The 23059-nt window shown below is 34.1% G+C and carries 16 protein-coding genes; 1 reads left to right on the top strand and 15 read right to left on the bottom strand.

What is annotated here, in order from left to right; genetic code table 11:
• Position 1 precedes the first annotated feature (1 nt).
• The 13 genes from ruvA to MUN68_RS00725 form a co-directional block, all read right to left on the bottom strand.
• Positions 2-583, bottom strand: a complete 582-nt coding sequence (gene ruvA / locus MUN68_RS00785) for a Holliday junction branch migration protein RuvA (RefSeq protein WP_249996466.1) — start codon at positions 581-583, stop codon at positions 2-4.
• 63 nt (positions 584-646) lie between these two features.
• Positions 647-2941, bottom strand: a complete 2295-nt coding sequence (locus tag MUN68_RS00780) for an NADP-dependent malic enzyme (RefSeq protein WP_249996465.1) — start codon at positions 2939-2941, stop codon at positions 647-649.
• A gap of 49 nt (positions 2942-2990) precedes the next feature.
• Complete coding sequence (gene queG, locus MUN68_RS00775; protein WP_394357626.1) at positions 2991-3917, bottom strand: tRNA epoxyqueuosine(34) reductase QueG; 927 nt, start codon at positions 3915-3917, stop codon at positions 2991-2993.
• On the bottom strand, positions 3914-5251 hold the full coding sequence (locus MUN68_RS00770) for a cytochrome P450 (RefSeq protein WP_249996464.1): 1338 nt from the start codon (positions 5249-5251) through the stop codon (positions 3914-3916). Before MUN68_RS00770 ends, queG begins: the two co-directional genes overlap by 4 nt.
• Before the next feature lie 64 nt (positions 5252-5315).
• Positions 5316-6338: a Holliday junction branch migration DNA helicase RuvB gene (gene ruvB, locus MUN68_RS00765; protein WP_249996463.1), complete on the bottom strand. Its 1023-nt coding sequence runs from the start codon at positions 6336-6338 to the stop codon at positions 5316-5318.
• 100 nt (positions 6339-6438) lie between these two features.
• Positions 6439-8232, bottom strand: coding sequence for a cytochrome c oxidase subunit I (locus tag MUN68_RS00760; RefSeq protein WP_249996462.1), 1794 nt, complete (start codon positions 8230-8232; stop codon positions 6439-6441).
• 24 nt (positions 8233-8256) lie between these two features.
• Positions 8257-9318 carry a cytochrome c oxidase subunit II gene (locus MUN68_RS00755; protein WP_249996461.1) on the bottom strand — a complete coding sequence of 354 codons (1062 nt, stop codon included), beginning with the start codon at positions 9316-9318 and terminating at the stop codon, positions 8257-8259.
• 28 nt (positions 9319-9346) lie between these two features.
• Entirely contained in the window at positions 9347-10765 is a 1419-nt protein-coding gene (locus tag MUN68_RS00750) for a quinol:cytochrome C oxidoreductase (RefSeq protein ID WP_249996459.1), read from the bottom strand.
• A 24-nt stretch (positions 10766-10789) separates the two neighbouring features.
• Positions 10790-11350, bottom strand: a complete 561-nt coding sequence (locus MUN68_RS00745; protein WP_249996458.1) for a c-type cytochrome — start codon at positions 11348-11350, stop codon at positions 10790-10792.
• A 9-nt stretch (positions 11351-11359) separates the two neighbouring features.
• Positions 11360-11890: a DUF3341 domain-containing protein gene (locus MUN68_RS00740; protein WP_249996457.1), complete on the bottom strand. Its 531-nt coding sequence runs from the start codon at positions 11888-11890 to the stop codon at positions 11360-11362.
• A 9-nt stretch (positions 11891-11899) separates the two neighbouring features.
• On the bottom strand, positions 11900-13633 hold the full coding sequence (gene nrfD / locus MUN68_RS00735) for an NrfD/PsrC family molybdoenzyme membrane anchor subunit (protein ID WP_249996456.1): 1734 nt from the start codon (positions 13631-13633) through the stop codon (positions 11900-11902).
• A 30-nt stretch (positions 13634-13663) separates the two neighbouring features.
• Positions 13664-16933, bottom strand: a complete 3270-nt coding sequence (locus tag MUN68_RS00730) for a TAT-variant-translocated molybdopterin oxidoreductase (protein WP_249996455.1) — start codon at positions 16931-16933, stop codon at positions 13664-13666.
• 33 nt (positions 16934-16966) lie between these two features.
• The gene (locus tag MUN68_RS00725) at positions 16967-18268 is read right to left on the bottom strand and encodes a c-type cytochrome (protein ID WP_249996495.1); all 1302 of its coding nucleotides are present in this window, start codon (positions 18266-18268) and stop codon (positions 16967-16969) included.
• A 304-nt stretch (positions 18269-18572) separates the two neighbouring features.
• Between MUN68_RS00725 and MUN68_RS00720 the strand changes: the two genes are divergently transcribed.
• Positions 18573-18896, top strand: coding sequence for an SPOR domain-containing protein (locus MUN68_RS00720; protein WP_249996453.1), 324 nt, complete (start codon positions 18573-18575; stop codon positions 18894-18896).
• A gap of 106 nt (positions 18897-19002) precedes the next feature.
• Here MUN68_RS00720 and infB read toward each other — a convergent pair whose 3' ends face one another.
• Together infB and nusA are read right to left on the bottom strand one after the other, a co-directional pair.
• Positions 19003-21759, bottom strand: coding sequence for a translation initiation factor IF-2 (gene infB / locus MUN68_RS00715; RefSeq protein ID WP_249996452.1), 2757 nt, complete (start codon positions 21757-21759; stop codon positions 19003-19005).
• A gap of 65 nt (positions 21760-21824) precedes the next feature.
• Entirely contained in the window at positions 21825-23057 is a 1233-nt protein-coding gene (gene nusA / locus MUN68_RS00710) for a transcription termination factor NusA (RefSeq protein ID WP_249996451.1), read from the bottom strand.
• Between the last annotated feature and the right edge of the window lie 2 nt (positions 23058-23059).

Raw genomic sequence — 23059 nt, 5'->3', positions numbered from 1 at the left:
TTTATAAATTTTTTAATGCGTCCTTAATAAGGGTTTCTACATTTGAATCTGGTTGTTGCGACAATAATTTGTCTAATACGCGTTCGGATTGTTTTTTAGCAAATCCAAGAACTTCTAAAGCAGATAACGCTTCATCTTTATTAGTATTGTTTTTATTAACAGAAACTTCATCAATATCATAAACCTTCAAAACTTTATCTTTTAAATCTAATATTACTCTTGCCGCTGTTTTTGCACCAATTCCTTTTATAGATTGAATCAAAGCAACATCGCCATGAGCAATACCTTCTTTAACTTGTTGTGGAGTAAGTGAAGACAACATAGTCCTTGCTGTGCTAGCTCCAATCCCACTAACAGACAATAAAAGTTTAAAAATTTCACGTTCAGAAACTGAAGAAAATCCGTAAAGCGTATGTGCATCTTCGCGCACAATCAAATACGCAAATAACTTTAGGTTTTCTTGATCAGGAATTTGAGAATACGTATGTAATGATATGTTCAACAAATAACCAACACCATTGCAATCTATAACAACATCTGTTGGGTTCTTCTCTACTAATTTCCCCTGAATATGCGTAATCATTTATTAGCTTAGGTTAAAAACTCAAATGTAATAAAATTATTTACATTTCAAAGGTGATGTTTGCTAATGTTTTAGGCGTTCATTTTCAATTTTTTCCTTTTGCTGAGCATCAATTACAGCGATTGCTGTCATATTAACAATTTCGTCAACACTTGCATCTAATTGAAGTATGTGAACGGGTTTACGCATTCCCATCATAATTGGACCAATAGAATCTGCTTTATTCAACTCTTTTAAAAGTTTATAAGTAATATTTGCTGACTCAAGATTAGGAAAAATAAGTGTATTTACTTTTTTGCCTGCTAACTTTGAAAACGGAAAAATATCTTGAAGCATTTCACTATTCAATGCAAAATCGGTTTGCAACTCTCCATCTACCAATAAACTAGGATGACGTTTGTGTAAATATTCAACAGCTTCACGAACTTTTGTTGCTGTTTGACTTTTTGAAGATCCAAAATTTGAAAAAGATGTCATTGCCATAACAGGTGTCATGCCAAACATTCTTACAACTTTAGCTGTCATTTGAGCAATACGTGTTAGATCATTAGCAGAAGGATTAATGTTTATAGATGTATCACTTAAAAACATTGGTCCGCGTTTGGTCATCATCACATTCGTAGTTGCAATTCGAGTAGCTCCTGGAGCTAAACCAATAAGTTCAAGCATAGGCTTAACAACTGTAGGATAGCTTCGAGAAAAGCCAGTAACTAGGGCATCGGCATCACCTTCATTAACCATCATAGCTGCAAAATAGTTACGCTCACGCATAATTTTTTCAGAGGAGTATAAGGTTACGCCTTTGCGTTTTCGGTTTTTCCAATAGACTTCAGCATATTTATTTTTACGCTCTAACTCTTCGTCAGATTTAGGGTCGATAATTTCAACATCAGCATCAAACTCAATTTCTTCCATAAGTTCTAAAATAGTCTCTTTTCGACCTAATAAAATTGGAATAGCAATGCCTTCATCATAAGCAATTTGAGCAGCTTTTAAAACGTCAAGTTGATCTGCTTCAGCAAAAACAACACGCTTAGAGTTTAATTTAGCACGATTATGTAGTAAACGTACAATCTTATTATCTGCACCTAATCGCTGTAATAACTCTTCTTCATATTTGTTCCAATCTTCAATAGGCTCTTTACTCACACCACTTTCCATAGCTGCTTTTGCAACAGCAGGAGGCACAGTAGCAATAAGTCTTGGATCAAAAGGTTTCGGAATGATATAGTCTTTACCAAAAGTTAATCGCGTTTCGCCATAGGCAATATTTACTTGTTCTGGCACAGGTTCTTTAGTTAAATCGGCCAATGCTTTTACTGCAGCCATTTTCATAGCCTCATTTATTTTTGTAGCTCGAACATCTAAAGCGCCTCTAAAAATAAAAGGAAAACCGAGTACATTGTTCACCTGATTAGGATGATCACTTCGACCAGTAGCCATAATGATATCATCACGTGTATCAATTGCTAACTGATATTCAATTTCTGGATTTGGATTGGCCATTGCAAAGACGATAGGATTTGAAGCCATCATTTTTAACATATGTGGTTTCACGATATCTGCCATGGATAAACCTATAAATACATCAGCACCTTTCATAGCTTCTTCAAGAGTATCTATTTTTCGATCTGTTGCAAATTCAGCCTTTTGAGACGTTAGATTATCGCGATCCTTTCTAATAACACCTTTACTATCTAGCATTACCATATTTTCTCGTTTGGCACCACAAGATTGATATAGTCTTGAACAAGAAATGGCAGCAGCTCCTGCTCCACTAATTACAATTTGAACTTCATCGATCTTTTTTTCGGCTATTTCTAAAGCATTAATTAAAGCAGCAGCAGAAATAATTGCAGTACCATGTTGGTCATCATGCATTACTGGAATATCAAGCTCTTCTTTTAATCGCTTTTCAATTTCAAAAGCTTCAGGAGCTTTAATATCTTCTAGGTTAATACCTCCAAAAGTTGGTGCAATATGTTTTACGGTTTGAATAAATTCTTCAATATTCTCAGTATCCACTTCAATATCAAATACATCAATATCTGCAAAGATTTTAAAAAGTAATCCTTTACCTTCCATCACAGGTTTTGAAGCTTCAGGACCAATATTACCTAAGCCTAAAACTGCTGTCCCATTTGAAATAACAGCAACTAAATTACCTTTAGCTGTGTATTTATAAGCGTTGTCTTTGTTTTTTTCAATTTCTAAACAAGGTTCAGCAACTCCTGGCGAATACGCTAAAGACAAATCCCGTTGTGTCGTATATTTTTTTGTTGGGATGACTTCAATCTTTCCTGGCTTTGGTTTTGCATGATATATTAATGCCTCTCTTCTTTTACTTTGCTTGCTCATAATCTAATTGGATTAAGCTGTAAAGATACGACATGAAAATAATTTTAAGTCAATCTTTCAAAAACTTAATATTACGTTGCAAACCTTCAAATTTAGTTCGTTTTACTGCAGACTTTTTAAACACTTTATTGAATGTATCCTTTGTAATTTCTTCCCAATCCTTTTTCGTCATTGATAATAATTCTGGATGTGGATTGAATAAAGGTTCGTTATGTGCTTTTGAAAAACGATTCCATGGACAAACATCTTGACAAACATCACATCCAAACATCCAATCATCAAACTGGCCTTTAAAATCGGAAGGAATATTTTCTTTCAATTCAATCGTAAAATAAGAAATGCATTTACTGCCATCAACCACGTATGGTTCAGTGATTGCTTCGGTTGGACACGCATCAATGCAAGCTGTACAGGTTCCACAATGATCAGTAACTGCATGATCATATTCTAAATCTAAGTCAATAATCAGTTCTGCAATAAAATAAAAAGAACCAACTTGTTGCGTGAGTAAATTGCTGTGTTTTCCTATCCATCCTAATCCAGATTTAGCTGCCCAAGCTTTATCTAAAACAGGAGCCGAATCTACGAATGCACGACCATGAACCTCACCAATTTGATCTTGAATAGAATGTAACAACTGTTTCAACTTATCTTTTATGACAAAATGATAATCGGTTCCATAAGCATATTTGGATAGTTTATAGGCATCGTGATTTTGAATTTCAGAAGGGTAATAATTCAACAATAAAGACACGACACTTTTTGAACCTTCAACCAATTTGGTTGGATCTAAACGCTTATCAAAATGGTTTTCCATGTAACGCATTTCGCCATGTGCATTATTCTTTAACCATTTTTCAAGTCTTGGTGCTTCAACTTCTAAAAATTCAGCTTTACTAATTCCACAAGACAAAAAGCCAATGCGTTTAGCTTCGGATTTTATAAATTGACTGTATTTCGATTTGTAATCTATCACTTCGATCTTTCTTCAAATTCCAGGAACGCATTTTTTGGTTTCAAAGTAATTAATGGTGTGATTTCTATGCTATCAAAACTAGAATGAATTTTATATTTAGAAACCAATTCGCTAATTGCAATTATCATTTCAAACATTGCAAAATTATTTCCAATACATTTTCTTGGACCTGCTCCAAAAGGAAAATATTGGGATGAGAATTTTCGTCCGCCTTCATTAAATCGTTCTGGCAAAAATGCATTTGGTTGCTCCCATAAATCAGGATGACGATGCATTTCATATACTGAAAAGAGTAAGTTAGAACCAGCTTCAAAATGCATTCCGTTAAAATCATCATCTGTAATATTAACACGGTCAATAAAATAAGCTGGTGGATATAATCGCATGGATTCTTCAAGCACTTGCTGACAGACTTTAGATGTTGACACACGCGTCATTAAATCTGAATTATTTCTGCTTAAATTTTGCCACTCTTTATAAATTTTATCTTGCCATTCTGGATGTTTCGCTAATAATTGAAATGTAAAGGTTAAAGCATTTGATGTGGTTTCATGACCAGCAGTAAAAATAATTAAGATTTCATCGATAAGCTGTTCTTCACTCATTCCTTTACCATCGTCATATTTTGTTTCTAAAAGCATGTCTAACAAATCGCCATAGTTTTTGCCTGAGGATTTCCGTTCATCGACAATACCTTTTAAAATAGTTCGAGCTTCTTTTGAAAGGTTTATGTGCTTTTGTAATGTTCCGCTTATTTTAAACCACCATGCTAAATAAGGCTGACGTAATTCTTTAACGAGCATTCTTTGATTAGCTTCGGTAATAAACTGAAGCTTTTCCATATCTTTTCCTTTAGCTGCTTTTGTGAATAGTGATTTCACAACGGTTTGAAAAGCCAAATCATTTAGGATTGGAAATAGGTCTATTGTTTTATCAGTTTCTATGTTTTTATATTCAGAAATTATGGTGTCTTGCATTCCTACCAATAAATTTTCTAATTGTTTTTTATGGAAAGCAGGCTGCATCATTTTGCGTTGCTTCTTCCATTTTTCTCCTTCGGAAGTTAATAATCCTTCACCAACATATTTTACTAAGTCTTCCGTTTGAATTTTTGACTTGACATAATTTTTTTGATTTTTCTGAAGAACGTATTGTGCAAATGCAGTATCTCTAACAAAAAAGACTGCATTATTGAAGCCTATTTTTAATCTGAAGACATCACCTTTATCATTAAAATTCCGATGGTGAAAAGGTAAAGGATTCTTAAGAATCTCTAACGAATGCTTTATGAATTTAATTAAAGGAACAGTAGGAATGTCTTTTTTTGAATGCATTAAAAACGATTTCCTATAAAGGTAAGATGAGATTTTGAAACATATTCAATATGACAACCTTTTTTTAAAATAATCCGCCTTGTGAAGGCCCTTTAATTTTACCTAAATGTTTATAAGCTTGTTCGGTAACTTCACGTCCACGAGGAGTACGCATAATAAATCCTTGTTGAATAAGAAAAGGCTCATATACTTCTTCAATCGTTTCTGGACTTTCACTAACAGCTGTTGCAATCGTTGAAATTCCGACTGGACCGCCTTTAAATTTTTCGATAATAGTTTCAAGGATTTTATTATCCATTTCATCTAAACCATGAGCATCAACATTAAGCGCTTCTAATGCAAACTTTGCTATTTTTATATCGATACTTCCATTCCCTTTTATTTGTGCAAAATCTCTAACACGACGTAATAAAGCATTTGCTATTCTAGGTGTTCCTCGACTTCTGCCAGCAATTTCAATTGCAGCTTCCATTGAGATTGGAACATCAAGAATTGCAGCACTTCTTTGTACTATACTAGTTAATAAATCGGTTTTATAATATTGTAATCGGCTTTGAATACCAAAACGAGCACGCATTGGTGCTGTTAACAATCCTGATCGCGTTGTGGCTCCAACAAGCGTAAAAGGATTTAAATTGAGTTGAACTGTTCTGGCATTAGGGCCAGATTCAATCATAATATCAATTTTATAATCTTCCATAGCAGAATACAAATACTCTTCTACTATAGGACTTAATCTATGAATCTCATCAATAAATAAAACATCGCGTTCATCAAGGTTAGTCAACAATCCTGCTAAGTCTCCTGGTTTATCAAGTACAGGACCAGAAGTCACTTTAATACCAACACTAAGTTCACTTGCTAAAATATGTGCAAGTGTTGTTTTACCGAGGCCTGGAGGACCATGAAACAAGGTATGGTCTAATGCTTCATTTCTTTGATTAGCTGCCTGAACAAAAATTTGAAGGTTCTCTAGTACTTGATCCTGACCTGTAAAATCATCAAAGGATAAAGGTCTCAACTTTTTTTCGACGTCTATTTCTTCTGAAGAGAAATTTTCGTTTGTAGGATCTAAGTTTTCGTTCATAAAATTAAATTAGAAACTGAAACTTGTTCAGCTCAAACAAATATAAACAAAAAGCCTTTCGATATTTACGAAAGGCTTTTCAATATTTTATAAAGACAGTTTAATGTTGAAGTTCTTCTTCTCCATCTTTTAATGGAATATTCTGAGGCACGAAATCGACATCATGTCCAGGTTTACTGTAATCATAAGCCCAACGGTGAACGTGAGGAATTTCACCTTCCCAGTTTCCATGAATATGTTTTACTGGAGCTGTCCACTCTAAAGTTGTAGATCTCCAAGGATTTTGTACTGCTTTCTTTCCGAAGAAAATAGAATGGAAGAAATTCCATAAATACACTAATTGAAATACTCCACCAACAATAGCAAACATAGTTATAACAACATTTGCATTGGCAGTATCATCAAATAATGGGAAATTTGAATTTGTATAGTAACGTCTTGGTAAACCAGCCATACCTATAAAGTGCATTGGAAAGAACACACCATAAGCACAAACTGCTGTCACCCAGAAATGTAAATATCCAAGGTTTTTATTTAGCATTCTACCAAACATTTTAGGGAACCAATGATAAATACCAGCAAACATCCCGTAAAGTGCCGAAATACCCATTACTAAGTGGAAATGCGCTACAACAAAGTAAGTATCATGAACATTAATATCTAAAGCACTATCTCCTAAAATAATACCTGTAAGACCACCTGTAATGAAAGTTGAAACAAATCCTATTGAAAACAGCATGGCTGGATTCATCTGGACATTTCCTTTCCAAATGGTGGTTATCCAGTTAAAAGCTTTAACCGCTGAAGGTATTGCAATTAATAAGGTTGTAAATGTAAATACAGATCCTAAGAACGGATTCATACCTGATATAAACATATGATGTCCCCAAACAATAGTTGAAAGGAATGCAATTGCTAAAATTGACATAATCATCGCTCTATAACCAAAAATAGGCTTACGAGAACTAGATGCCATAATTTCTGAAACTAGTCCCATAGCTGGTAATATCACAATATAAACTTCAGGATGACCTAGAAACCAAAATAAGTGTTCAAACAAAACAGGAGATCCACCTTGATAATGTAAAACTTCTCCTTGAATAAATATATCTGACAAGAAGAAAGATGTACCAAAACTTCTATCCATTATTAACAATAACGCGGCAGATAATAATACTGGGAATGATACAACACCAATAATGGCTGTTACAAAGAATGCCCAAATTGTTAATGGTAATCTTGTCATAGACATTCCTTTTGTACGCAAGTTAATTACGGTTACTATGTAATTTAATGAGCCAAGTAATGATGACGCAATAAATATTGCCATAGATACTAACCATAAAGTCATTCCCATACCAGAACCGCCTTGAGCCATTGGTAAGGCACTTAAAGGTGGATAGATCGTCCATCCTGCTGCAGCTGGTCCAGCTTCAACGAATAATGAAATGACCATAATCACACTAGATAAGAAAAACAACCAATATGAAACCATATTTAAGAAACCAGATGCCATATCTCTTGCACCAATTTGTAATGGAATTAAAAGGTTACTAAACGTACCACTTAATCCTGCTGTCAATACAAAGAATACCATTATGGTACCATGAATGGTTACCAATGCCAAATAAATATCAGCATCCATAACGCCATCAGGAGCCCATTTCCCTAATAATGCTTCAAAAAGAACATTAGGTTCTTCTGGCCATGCAATTTGCATACGGAACATAATCGACATTAAAACACCAATAACTCCCATAATAGTACCTGTAATTAGATACTGTTTAGCAATCATTTTGTGATCTTGACTAAAAATATATTTAGTAACAAAAGTCTCTTTATGATGATGTCCGTGATCGTCGTCGTGTGCGTGAGTATCTGCGTGTGCTGACATAATCTATTTTCTTTTTTTAATCTTTTAGTTAGTTAAAGAATTCTTGAACGTTTTTTGTTCACTTATCCAAGCATCATATTCTTCTTGAGTTTCAACAATAATCTTCATTTGCATATTATAATGAGATGTACCACATATTTTATTACATAATAGTAGGTAATCAAACTCATATATTAATTCTTGTCCTTTAGCTTCAATTTCAACTTGTCGTTCTAATCGTAGTGTATTGATATTTTTTACTTTTTCAATAATATCTGGATTACGACGCATATCAGTAGTTGTCACTGAAGGTGTGAATCCAAATTGAGTAATCATACCTGGAACACAATTCATTTGTGCTCTAAAATGAGGCATATATGCAGAGTGTAATACATCTTGCGAACGCATCTTGAATAAAACTGGTCTTCCAACAGGTAAATGTAATTCAGTGGTTATTACATCATCTTGAGCATAAGGATCCGATTCATCAACACCTAATATGTTTGCACGATCAATATCAATTAATCTCACATTAGCCATACCCAATGTATTGTCTTCTCCTCCATAACGAGCTTTCCAGTTAAATTGTTGCGCATATAACTCAATAACCATTGGGTCATCACTTTCATCAACATTCATGATAGTTGTCCAAGTAAATAAACCATAAATAATTAATCCAGCTAGCACAACTACAGGAATAAATGTCCAAATAGCTTCTAAAGTATTATTATCAGCATAAAACAATGCTTTACGCCCTTTTTCACCTTTATATTTATAAGCAAAATAGTGTAATAAAAATTGAGTAAAGGTTTGAACCACAAAGATAAGAGCCATTGAGATAACCATTAAATTATCTAAACCAGGTCCATGTTCTGAAGCAGAATTTGACATTAATGGCAAATCTCCTAAATACCAGAAACTTGCGATAGTAATGGCATAGATAAAGATTAGGAATCCCATCATTAAATATCCATTAAGAGTATTGTCTTTATCTGTAGCTACTTGTCCATTATCTGAACCTACTTGAGAGAGATCAAATATTTTCACCATTTGCCAAATTGCAACAGCTATGAAAAGTACTATTATAAGTGTTAAAAAAGCAGTCATTGTCGTTTGTCTTCTTTATTTAATATTATTAATAATGGAAATGTTCACTCTCTTTTAAGAAAGGATTACGCTCTGGTGTCAATGGCGCTTTTGTTAAAGCAGTAAAGACAATAAATATAAATAATCCTGCAAAGAATAACATTGAAAATATTTCTGGAATTCCAATTGACCATTGATCACCAACTGTTGCTGGCATAATCATATTAAATATGTCAATATAGTGACCACATAAAATAACGATACCTGCCATAATAACGAACCAAGGAATACGTTTGTAATCACTATTCATTAATACTAACAATGGGAACACAAAGTTCATAGCAACCATCCCTAAGAAAGGTAATTGGTAATCTTGGAATCGTGTCACAAAGTAAGTAACTTCTTCTGGAATATTAGAATACCAAATAAGCATAAATTGTGAGAACCATAAATATGTCCAAAAAATACTAAATGCAAACATGAATTTAGCTAAATCGTGAATATGGCTATCATTTACTCTAGGCAAATACCCTTTAGATTTTAAATAAATAGTAATCATTGAAATTACAGTGATACCACATACCATCATTCCTGCTAGAACATACCATCCAAATAATGTTGAGAACCAGTGAGGATCAACACTCATAATCCAATCCCAAGACATCATTGATTCAGTATACAAAAAGAAAACTAAGAATGCTGCCGAGATACGGAATGTCTTTTTAAAATTTTTGTCGTCGTTTGCTTTATCTTGAGCAATTGAAAATTTACGAGAGAAATATCTATAAAGAAACCATCCACCGATAAATATCAACCCTCTTAAAATGAACATCCCAACATTTAACCAGCCTTTTTTACCAGCGACTAATTTATCATAATGTTCACTTGATGGATCAACCATATCTGGATTCATCCAAACAAAAATATTGTTATGTCCAACATAGTGAGATAATGCTGCTATACCTAAAACAATTAAAGCTCCTGGCAACATGTATGCAGTAATACCTTCCATGACTCTTAATAGTAATGGAGACCAACCTGCCTGTGCAGCATATTGAACTGCATAAAAAGCTAACACACCAAGTGCAATCATAAAGAAGAAAAAAGCTGCAACATATAAAGCTGACCAAGGTCTATTGTGCATAGCATGCATTACATGATTCACATGTTTTGTATGTTCATCAACTTCTGCATGTTCTCCATGAACTGGAGCAACAGCGTGAGTAACTTCATCATGAGCATGTTCAGTTCCTTGAGCATGGTCAACCGCATGAGAATCATCTGCTTCAGCTTCATGATGATTTGCTGTTTCTCCATGACCATCACCATGATGAGATTCGCTAGCCAACATTTCTTCAACTTGGGCAAAATCTTTATGAGATGAGAAAAAACCATAAGCAACTCCAATGGCTCCTATTATCATAAGGCCAATTGCAACTGATTTTAATTTACTTGAAAATGTATACATATCTATATATAATCTTTATCTATCTTATTTTTCTAAGTCTCTTTTTAACGTCAATACGTAATCAACAACTTGCCAACGCTCTTCTTCATTTAACTGATTAGCATAAGAACCCATTGCATTTTTTCCGTAGTAAATAGTATGATAAATACTACCTTCTGTAATAGCTCTTCCTGCATCATCATAACTAGGAACACCTAATATTTTTTCTCTTTTCACTAATTTACCTTGGCCTTTGCCTTTATTTCCATGGCAAATTCCACAATAAATATTGTATAATTCTTTTCCTCTTTCACTATCAACTTGTATTGAATTTAGTGAACTCTTTAAAGATTCTTTCGCAAAAAGGTAACCATCATTAGTGTTTTCAATTTCAAAAGGCATAAAATCTCCTCTTGGTATTGAACCTTCTGCTGGTAACTGAGCTTCAACTCCTCCAGGAAAAGCATCAGACTCTGCATAAGTTTCATAACCTATAGGCTCATACATATTTGGCATAAACTGGTAGTTTGGTCTAGTATCTTTCTTACATGAGAGAATACTTACAAACACCATTAATACTACTATTATTTTAAATAAGCTTTTCATCTGAATAAATTAGTGCTCTTTATCAATTAAATTAATTTCTACTGCTCCAGTTTCTTTTAATAACTCTGACAATTCGTTTTCGTTACCATTAACAGCTATTTCCATAAGGAAATGATCATCAGTAGTTCTAGGATCAGGGTTTTCAGCTTTTTTAAATGGCCACATTCTACTTCTTAAGTAAAACGTGATTACCATTAAGTGAGCTGCAAAAAACACAGTCAGCTCAAACATAATAGGCACAAAAGCTGGCATGTTTTCAATGTAACTAAAACTAGGCTTTCCTCCAATATTTTGTGGCCAATCTTCAATCATGATAAAATTCATCATCACAATTGCAACTGTTAAACCTACACATCCATACATAAATGCAGCAATTGCAATACGAGTTGGTTCTAAACCCATCGCCTTATCTAGTCCGTGAACAGGAAAAGGAGTATAAATCTCTTCGATGTGATGTCTTTCTGCCTTAACTTTCTTGACAGCATTCATCAAGACGTCATCATCTGTATAAATAGCGTGAATTACTTTTGAAGCTTCCATGTACTATTTTTAGTTTATTAATTTTTTAGCTTGTCCAGACCAATCGTCACGTTCAGCTCTTCCTGGAAAAGAACCTGTAATTGAATCTAGCAAGTCATATTCTCTTTTTGTCATTTTGCTAACTTGAAGGAATGTATAAATACCAATACTATTCAATACGTCTTCCATTTTAGGTCCAATGCCGTTTACTTGTTTTAAATCATCAGCAGTTTGAGAGTTCGCATCAAAAGCACCAATCGAACCTAATAGATCTGTTACTTTTGCTGAATTATCTTCAGTAGGTTTAGTTGATTCTTTCTTTTTAACAACTGTTGCTTTACCAGATGTTCTTTCATCAGAACCTGTACCAACTAGACTATCTCCTCTATCTCTAATATTTTTATAACGTTCACCAGAAGATTTCAAAATCGTTTTCACTTCTGCTTGAGCTATTACAGGGAAAGTTCTTGCATACAATAAGAATAATACGAAGAAGAAACCAATAGTTCCTATGAAAATTCCGATATCAACAAATGTTGGTGAAAACATTGTCCAAGATGATGGTAAATAATCTCTATGCAATGATGTTACAATAATTACGAAACGTTCAAACCACATCCCAACATTAACAACAATAGAGATGAAGAATGAGAACATAATACTTGTTCGCAATCTTTTAAACCACATAAATTGAGGTGAGAATACGTTACATGACATCATCATCCAATATGCCCAAGCATAAGGACCTGTTGCTCTATTTAAGAATGCGTATTGTTCATACTCAACACCAGAATACCACGCAATGAATAACTCTGTAATATATGCCACACCTACAATAGAACCAGTAAGCATAATTACGATGTTCATTAATTCGATATGTTGAACAGTAATATAATCTTCTAAATTACACACTTTTCGCATAATAATTAAGAGTGTGTTTACCATTGCAAAGCCAGAAAAAATCGCTCCTGCAACAAAGTAAGGAGGAAAAATCGTCGTATGCCAACCTGGAATCACTGAAGTTGCGAAATCGAAGGATACAATTGTATGTACAGAAAGCACAAGAGGTGTTGCCAAACCAGCAAGAACTAAAGATACTTCTTCAAAACGTTGCCAATCTTTTGCTCTACCAGACCATCCGAAACTCAATAATGAATAGATTTTCTTTTGGAAAGGTTTAACAGCTCTATCTCTTATCATTGCAAAATCAGGAAGTAAGCCTGTCCACCAGAATACTAATGATACCGAAAGGTATGTTGAGATTGCAAAAACATCCCAAAGTAATGGTGAGTTAAAGTTTACCCAAAGTGAACCAAATTGGTTTGGAATAGGTAACACCCAATACCCTAACCAAGGTCGTCCCATATGAATAACAGGAAACAAACCTGCTTGTACAACTGAAAAAATGGTCATTGCTTCTGCAGAACGGTTAATTGCCATTCTCCATTTTTGACGGAATAGTAAAAGTACAGCAGAAATTAGTGTTCCAGCATGACCAATACCAACCCACCAAACGAAGTTAGTAATATCCCAAGCCCAACCAACGGTTTTGTTTAGACCCCAAACACCAATTCCAGTAGAAATTGTATAAATAATACATCCTATTCCCCAAAGGAAGGCAATTAGTGCTATTGAAAATACAATCCACCAAGATTTGTTTGCTTTTCCTTCAACTGGAGCAGCCACATCTACCGATACATCGTGATATGATTTTTCTCCCGTAACTAAGGGTCTTCTAATAGGTGCTTCGTAGTGAGACGCCATAATCTATTATAATTGTTTCTTAATTAATTTTTATGCTTCTGTTGTATTTCTCACTTTAGTATGGTACTGCACATTTGGCTTAGTACCAACACTTTCTAATAAGTGATACATACGATCATCTTTTAAAAGTTTTGCAACTTCACTGTCTTTATCATTGATGTCACCAAATACCATTGCTCCACTACTACAAGCTGCAGAACATGCTGTTTGAAACTCTCCATCTTTAATTTCACGTCCATCGCGTTTAGCATCAAGAATTGTTTTCTGTGTTTTTTGAATACACATAGAACATTTTTCCATTACACCACGAGAACGAACAACAACATCTGGATTTAATACCATACGTCCTAAATCGTCATTCATATAGTAATCAAACTCGTCATTCTTATTGTATAAGAACCAGTTGAAACGTCTTACTTTGTATGGACAGTTATTTGCACAATAACGTGTTCCTACACAACGGTTGTAAGCCATATGATTTTGACCTTGACGACCATGTGATGTTGCTGCTACTGGACAAACTGTTTCACAAGGTGCATGATTACAGTGTTGACACATTACTGGTTGGAAAGCTACTTGTGGATTATCAGCTGGATGTTCCATTTCTCCAAATCCGCCTAACGACCCTTTATCTCCCCAAAGTCCAGAAAATTCTTCTTTTTTAGTATCATCTTCAGAAAACGTATCTTCTGAAGAATAATATCTATCAATACGCAACCAGTGCATATCACGACTTCGTCTAATTTCTTCCTTACCTACAACAGGCACATTGTTTTCAGCGTGACAAGCAATTACACATGCACCACAACCTGTACATGAATTTAAATCAATAGATAAATTGAAATGATGACCAATAGATCTATCAAACTCATCCCATAAATCAACTTCAGGAGATGTTACTTCAACCTCTTCATGATTTAAAGATACTGTTGGCACCTTATTCCAAACATTTCTATCTTTTGTATTGAAGATTTCTAAAGTTGTTTCCTTTATAATATCTCCACGACCCATTAATGTATTCTGTAACTGGACACATGCAAATTCATGCATTCCAGAAGCTTTACTAATAGATACACTTTGTACGTTATTAAAATTCTGATATAACGGATAAGCGTTTACACCAGTCTTCATTTCGTCTTTTAAACCTGTAGTTCTACCAAATCCTAAAGACAGTCCTAAAGAACCTTTAGCTTGACCTGGTTGAATAATTACAGGTACATTTTTAACAGTAACACCGTTTACAATCAAATCCGCATAACTACCATTTAAACCACCCGTTGCTTCATGCTCATTTACTAAATTCAATGATTTTGCATCAGCTGCAGAAATTGTTAAATAGTTATCCCAAGATGTTCTTGTAATTGGATCAGGAAATTCTTGTAACCAAGGGTTGTTAGCTTGTTGACCATCTCCCATTCCTGTTTTTGTATAGAGTTGTAACTCCATACCTTCGGTTTTAGAAGAAGCTAACGTCCTTGCAGCATTTCCTGCATTTATTGCAGCTATACCTGAAACAGAATTTGAGTTTCCTGATGTTGTAGTTGAAGATGATGTTGTCGTAACATATTCATCTTTATCTTCATCCTTAATTCCAACACCAACAGCAACATCATGAATAATCCCACCAAATAAAGTTCTGTCTTTTTTATCTTTTAGCTCTGTTGACGTCTCTGTAGTTGTAATAGAAGACCCTGTTGGATTACTTCCAAAAACTCCAGGAACATAAACCCCATCTTGAACGGCTTTATTAAAGGAAGTTCCAGATAATACTGAAGTTCCCCAAGCTTCTTTAATATACTCACGATACGACAAATCGTTATCAGTCCATTTTAATAATGCCTCTTGAAATTGACGCGTATCAAATAATGGACGTATAGTTGGTTGCATTACGCTGAAATGTCCTTTTTTCATTTCAACATCTCCCCAAGATTCCAAATAGTGAGGTGCAGCTGCGATATAATCACAAGCTGAAGATGTTTCATCAGATTTTAAAGAGAATGCTACAGATAATTCTGTCTTTTCTAGACCTTCGGCAAAATCAACTGCGTTAGGAAGTGTATACATTGGATTTACACCACTCATGATTACAGCTCCAACTTTTCCAGCTTTCATATCAGCAACTAAAGTCATAAGCTCTTCAGTACGACCTTGTCTTGTTTTAATCGTTGTTTTGGGATCAAATGCTTTACTACCTAAAGACTCATTAATTGCTAATACAACTGCTTGAGCATTGACATCTTGAATGCCAGTAACTAAAACTCCGTTTCTTCCAGCTCTCTTTAATTCGTTTGCTGCACTTTGAACAGCTAAATTTATATTTTCAGGTAAGTCTGATGATACAGAACCACCAACAACTAAACTATATAATTTTGCTAAAGCTTGTTTTTGTTGACTTGGAGTTAATGGCACACGTTTATCTGCATTTGCTCCAGATAATGACATATTTGATTCAAATTGAATATGACGAGACATCTTACCTTCCTTTGGCACACGCCCTTTAGCATATCCTGAATCAAATCCTCCACCTTGCCAATCTCCCAAGAAATCTGCTCCAACAGACACAATTGTTCCTGCCTTAGAGAAATCATAATTTGCTAAGCCACGTTCACCATATTTAGCTTGATAAGCATCTAATGCTGACGATTCTGAAACTGCATCGTAAACAACGTGACGTACATTTCCATATTTAGCTGAGAACTCAGAAATTAATTTTGATGTCGATGGACTCGCAAATGTTTGTGTTAATAACACGATTTGCTTTCCAGAAGACTTCATTGCATTTAACTTTTGCCCTACTTCTGTATCTAAAGTTGACCAAGAAATTTCAGATTCACCTTTCATTGGTGACTTCACTCTCAATATATCATACAATCCTAAAACTGAAGCGTTAACTCTAGCATTAGCACTACCATTAGTACCAGCCATTGTATTATTTTCAATTTTAATTGGACGGCCTTCACGAGTTTTAACCAATATACTTGCAAAGTCAAAACCATTAGCAATGGTTGTTGCATAGTAATTAGCAACTCCAGGAATAATCTCTTGAGGCTGTACTACGTAAGGAATAGATTTAATTACTGGCCCTTCACAAGCCGCTAAAGACGCTGCAGCAGTACTAAAACCTACATACTTTAAAAAGTCACGACGCGTAGTAGAAGACGTTTCTAAAGATTCTTTATTACCTAAAAACTCATCGGTAGGAATCTCATTAACAAATTCATTCTGTTTAAGCGTCTCAACAATAGAGCTATTTTCGTTTAGCTCTTCAACACTTTTCCAGTATTTCTTGTTTGATGACATATTATATAATTGAATTACTTCTTATTAAACTTATTAGTAATGGCATTTTCCACATTCCAGTCCACCCATTTGAGCAGCTGTTAATTTATCTACACCATATTTCTTAGACAATTGCTCATGTATTTTTGTGTAATACGCATTATCTTTTACATTGACTTCCGTTTTTCTATGACAATCGATACACCAACCCATTGTTAAAGGTGCATATTGATACATCACTTCCATTTCTTCAACGGGTCCATGACATGTTTGACATTCTACACCTGCAACAGTAACGTGTTGTGAATGGTTGAAATACGCAAAATCAGGCAGATTATGAATTCTTACCCATTTTACAGGTTTTGTTTCACCAGTATACTTTTGCTCAGCATCATCCCAACCAACAGCATCATAAAGTTTTTTAATTTCAGCATTGTAATCAACACCATATTCATTTTGACCTTCAGCTTGTGTCTCTGCTGCAACTTCATAAATAGATTTATGACAGTTCATACAAACATTTAACGAAGGAATACCTGACGTTTTACTTACTCTAGCCGACGAGTGACAGTATTTACAATCAATACCATTATCTCCAGCATGTATTCTATGTGAATAGTGAATTGGCTGAACAGGTTCGTAACCTTGATCAACACCTACTTGCATCAAATAACCAAATACAAAATAAGCACTTGATAATAATAGAAATATTGAAAAAACCAAAACTAGGAATTGATTTTGCACAAAGGCTTTCCATAAAGGTAGACTCTTGTCTTCTTTTGCAATATCTACACCTTTAGCTTCAGCAAAACGATTTAATGTTTTACGAACTAAAATCAAAGCCATTGCTAATAACACAAATAAGATTGCTAATGCGCCTAAGATTAATTTATTAGAAACACCATCAGAATCAGCATTTGTTCCACCTCCTGTTTCAGTACCTGGAGTTATTACTGGTTCCTTTTTAGGTTCAGCTGTATATGCTAATACATCAGAAATATCTTGATCTGATAATTGAGGAAAAGCAGTCATAGCTGTTCCATTATACTCATTAAAAATTTGGTTAGCATACGCATCACCAGTTTTAACTAAACCAGCACTATTTCTAATCCATTTGTCTAACCACTCTCTTTCTAAACCTTGCTCATCATTTAGACGCGCTTCCACATTACGTAAAGCAGGTCCAGTCATTTTCTTATCTAATTGATGACAAGATGCACAGTTAGTATTAAATAAAGTTTTTCCTTTTGCGGGATCACCTTCTTGAGCAGTAAGTGAAGTAGAAATCGTGAGTAAAAAAACTAACCCTAAATTGAGAAAATTTGCTGTTAGTTTACGGTAAATCACTTGTATCATAGTGTTAGTTGAATTATCTTCTAAACTTTGGTATGATTTTTTCATTAATTAAATTGAAAAAAACGTTTGTAAAATCTCACGCAAAAATAACATATAATGTCGATTTTAGAAATGTTAGTGAACTGTTAATTGTTAATTTATACAGATTCTAAATAATATTTTAAATCTTCAATAAGTTATATAATTGAAACAAATATGTTCTCACTTAAAAAAAAACATTTTCTTTGCATTAAATTAGATAGTTATGATTAAACATGATATAAAATTTTTAATAATCGCGATCGCTTTTTTAAACCTTTCAATTGTGAGTTTTGCACAAAGTGGAACTGTTTCTATAGATCAGGATAGTGATATAGATAAATTATTAGAATTCAAGAAAGACGTTAAAACGGTAAATCTATATAAGATTCAAGTATATTCTGGAACTCGTTCGGGTGCTGAATCCTCTAAGCAGAATTTTTTAAACGCATTCAATGAATGGCCTGTAAGTATGGAATTTGATTCGCCAAACACAAAAATATGGGTCGGAAATTTTAGAAGCCGATTAGAAGCTGACAAAGCGCTTTTAAAAATAAAAAGAAAATATAATAATGCTTTTATTTTTGAACCTAAGAAAGATAAAAAATAAATCGATTGTATTTAAACCTCATAAAAAAAGCGACCAATTGGTCGCTTTTTTTTTATACTTCTCGATATCATTTCGATAAAATCACAATCAGTCAAAGTGACATTGATTATTTCAATTTCTTTTTAACTTCTACTTCTTGGAAAGCTTCGATAACATCATCAATTTGAATATCATTGTAATTTTTTAATTGCAAACCACAATCGTAACCTTTTGCAACTTCTTTGGCATCATCTTTAAAACGTTTTAATGATGTTAATTCGCCAGTGTGAATTACAACACCATCACGAATTAAACGAATTCCTGAACTTCTATAGATCTTACCATTAGTTACCATACAACCAGCAATAGTTCCAATTTTAGAAATCTTAAAGGTTTCTCTAATTTCTGCTGTACCAGTAATTTCTTCTTTAAGCTCTGGAGACAACATACCTTCCATCGCATCTTTCAAATCATTGATGGCGTCATAGATAATAGAGTATGTTCTGATATCAATTTCTTCGTTATCTGCAATTTGACGTGCATTACCCATTGGTCTCACATTAAATCCGATAATAATTGCATCAGAAGCTGTTGCTAATAAGACATCACTTTCGGTAATGGCTCCAACACCTTTATGTATGATATTAACTTGAATTTCTTCAGTAGATAATTTTTGGAATGAATCTGTTAATGCTTCAACAGAACCATCTACATCACCTTTAAGAATGATATTTAATTCTTGGAAATCACCAAGTGCAATTCGACGTCCGATTTCATCAAGAGTAATATGACGTTGCGTTCTAACAGATTGTTCACGTTGTAACTGTGTACGTTTTGCTGCAATTTGCTTAGCTTCTCTTTCATCTTCAAACACATTAAACTTATCACCCGCTTGAGGCGCTCCATCTAATCCTAATATTGATACAGGAGTTGATGGTCCAGCAACTTTAACTTCATTGCCACGTTCATCATGCATTGCTTTTACTTTACCACTGTTTTTACCAGCAAGTACGTAATCACCAACTTTTAATGTTCCAGCTTGAACTAAAATTGTTGATACGTATCCACGACCTTTATCTAAAAAGGCTTCAACAACAGTTCCGTTTGCTAATTTATTTGGATTTGCTTTTAACTCTAATAATTCAGCTTCAAGCAATACTTTTTCTAATAATTCTTTAACACCAGTTCCATTTTTAGCTGAAATATCATGGGATTGGATTTTCCCTCCCCAATCTTCAACTAATAAATTCATTTGTGCCAAGCCTTCTTTTACTTTTTCAGGATTTGCACCTTCTTTATCAATTTTATTAATTGCAAAAACTATTGGCACTTCTGCTGCTTGAGCATGAGCAATAGCTTCTTTAGTTTGCGGCATGATTGAATCATCTGCTGCAACAACAATAATTGCTAAATCGGTTACTTGAGCACCACGAGCACGCATGGCTGTAAAGGCTTCGTGACCTGGTGTATCTAGGAATGCTATTTTTTGTCCATTTTCTAATTGAACACCATAAGCACCTATATGCTGTGTAATTCCACCAGATTCTCCAGCGATTACATTTTCTTTACGAATATAATCTAGAAGCGATGTTTTACCATGATCTACATGACCCATAACTGTAATAATAGGAGCACGTGATACTAAATCTTCTGGTTTATCTTCGATCTCTTCAATAGATTCTTCAATATCAGCAGTAATAAAATCAACATTATAACCAAATTCATCAGCCACAACCGATAAAGTTTCAGCATCTAAACGTTGGTTCATGGTCACCATCATACCGAGTGACATACATGCCGAAATAATTTCAGTCACAGAAACATTCATCATGGTAGCAACTTCATTAGCAGTAACAAACTCTGTTACTTTAAGAATTTTGCTTTCCGCATCTTCAATTTTCTGATCAATTTCTGTTTGTTCTCTATGTTGTTCTCTTTTTTCTCTTCTATATTTTGCGCCTTTTCCTTTGCTCGATTTACCTTGAAGTTTTTCTAGCGTTTCTCGTACTTGCTTTTGAACTTCTTCTGCACTTGGCTCTTCTTTAACTGTTGTTGTACGTTTTCCTTTTCCTTTATAACCACCTCTTTGGTTTCCGCCTCTGTTTCCATAACCAGCATTTCCTCCAGGAGATCCTGGCCCTTTACTAATACGTCTTCTTTTCTTTTTATTTGCGTCACCAGAACCCGTTTTATTATCAGCTGGTTTCTTTTCTTCTTTTTTCTTTTTAGGCTTATTAAACTTAGAAAGGTCAATTTTTTCTCCAGCAATTTTAGGGCCTGTTAGCTTTTTGTATTGCGTTTTTAAGGTTTCATCTACAGGCTCACTCGGAGACTCGTCTTTAACTTCTTTCTTAGGTTCTTCTTTAACTTTATGATCCGCCTTCTTAGGCGTTTCTTCTACCTTCTTAGGAGTTTCCTCTTTTTTAGGTGATGCTTCAGTTTTTGGAGCATCTTCTTTAACTTCTTCCTTTTTAACTTCAGGTTTTTTATCTTCCTTAGGTTCTTCAGGCTTTGGTTCAGCTACTTTTTTAGGTTTGTCTAAGTCTATTTTACCAACTTGTTTGGGACCACTAAGTTCAGCTTTTGCTTTAACAACTTCTTTACTCTTTCTCTCTTCTTCTTTAGCCTTTTCTTCTAACTCACGCTCTCTCTGTTCGCGCAATTCTTCCTTTTCCTTTAGTTTTGCTTCACTAACTTCCTGCGACGCCATTTTTTTATTAGCATCCGTTTGAAATTCATTGGAAAGAATTGTGTAAACGTCCTCTGATATTTTGGTATTAGGACTCTTCTCTATTTCGACGCCTTTTGATTCTAAAAAATCAACAGCACGATCAATAGAAATATTGAGTTCTCGTAATACTTTATTTAATCTTGTTTGAGCCATAAATCGCTTATAATATAACTTAAAAATCTTTTATACCAAATTAACTTTACAATGTTAAGCTAGTATTATTCTTCGAATTCTTCTTTAAGAATTCTAATAACATCTAATATTGTTTCTTCTTCTAAATCTGTACGCTTTACAAGATCTACTACATCTTGTTCTAAAATACTTTTTGCAGTATCTAAACCTGCTTTACTAAATTCTTCAATAATCCAGCCTTCAATTTCGTCAGTAAATTCATTTAACTCGACATCTTCCTCAGCACCTTCTCTAAACACATCAATCTCATAACCAGTTAATTGACCAGCTAGTCTAATATTATGACCACCTCTACCAATAGCTTTAGAAACTTCTTCAGGTTTTAATAAAACTTCAGCACGTTTTGTTTCTTCATTAATTTTAATTGAAGTTACTCTTGCAGGACTTAATGCTCTTGTGATAAAAAGATTAAGATTATTTGTGAAATTGATAACATCAATATTTTCATTTCCTAATTCACGTACAATACCATGAATTCTTGAACCTTTCATACCAACACAAGCACCTACAGGATCAATTCTATCATCATAAGAATCAACAGCAACTTTTGCTTTTTCACCAGGAATACGTACTACTTTTTTAATCGTAATTAAACCATCAAATACTTCAGGAATTTCTTGTTCAAATAATTTTTCAAGGAAAACAGGAGCCGTTCTTGACATAATAATTGCTGGCTTGTTTCCTTTGAGCTCTACACTTTCAATAATGCCTCTCACATTTTCTCCTTTTCTAAAGAAATCAGAAGGAATTTGCTTATCCTTTGGAAGAATAATTTCGTTACCATCATCATCTAATAAAATGATAGCTCTGTGACGAATGTGATGTACTTCAGCAGAATAAATTTCCCCTTCTAAATCTTTAAACTGCTTATAGATGTTGGTATTATCATGTTCGTGAATTTTAGAAATTAAGTTTTGTCTTAATGCTAAAATCGAACGACGACCTAAATCAACTAGTTTAACTTCTTCAGCGACATCTTCACCAACTTCAAAATCAGGTTCTATTTTTTGTGCTTCAGATAATGCTATTTCTTGGTTTGGTTCTTCAACTTCATCATCTGCAACAACGATTCTATTTCTCCAAATCTCTAAATCACCTTTATCTGGATTGATAATAATATCAAAGTTATCATCGTCGCCATACTTTTTCTTTAAGGCATTTCTCAACACATCTTCTAAAATCGCCATTAACGTTACACGATCGATTAACTTTTCGTCTTTAAACTCTGAAAAAGAATCAATTAACGCAATATTTTCCATTA

Origin of the sequence: Psychroserpens ponticola, assembly GCF_023556315.2 — a bacterium.
In the GTDB taxonomy this organism is placed as follows: domain Bacteria; phylum Bacteroidota; class Bacteroidia; order Flavobacteriales; family Flavobacteriaceae; genus Psychroserpens; species Psychroserpens ponticola.
The sequence above is the reverse complement of the archived record's forward strand: the minus strand, read 5'-3'. Positions and strand labels throughout refer to the sequence as shown.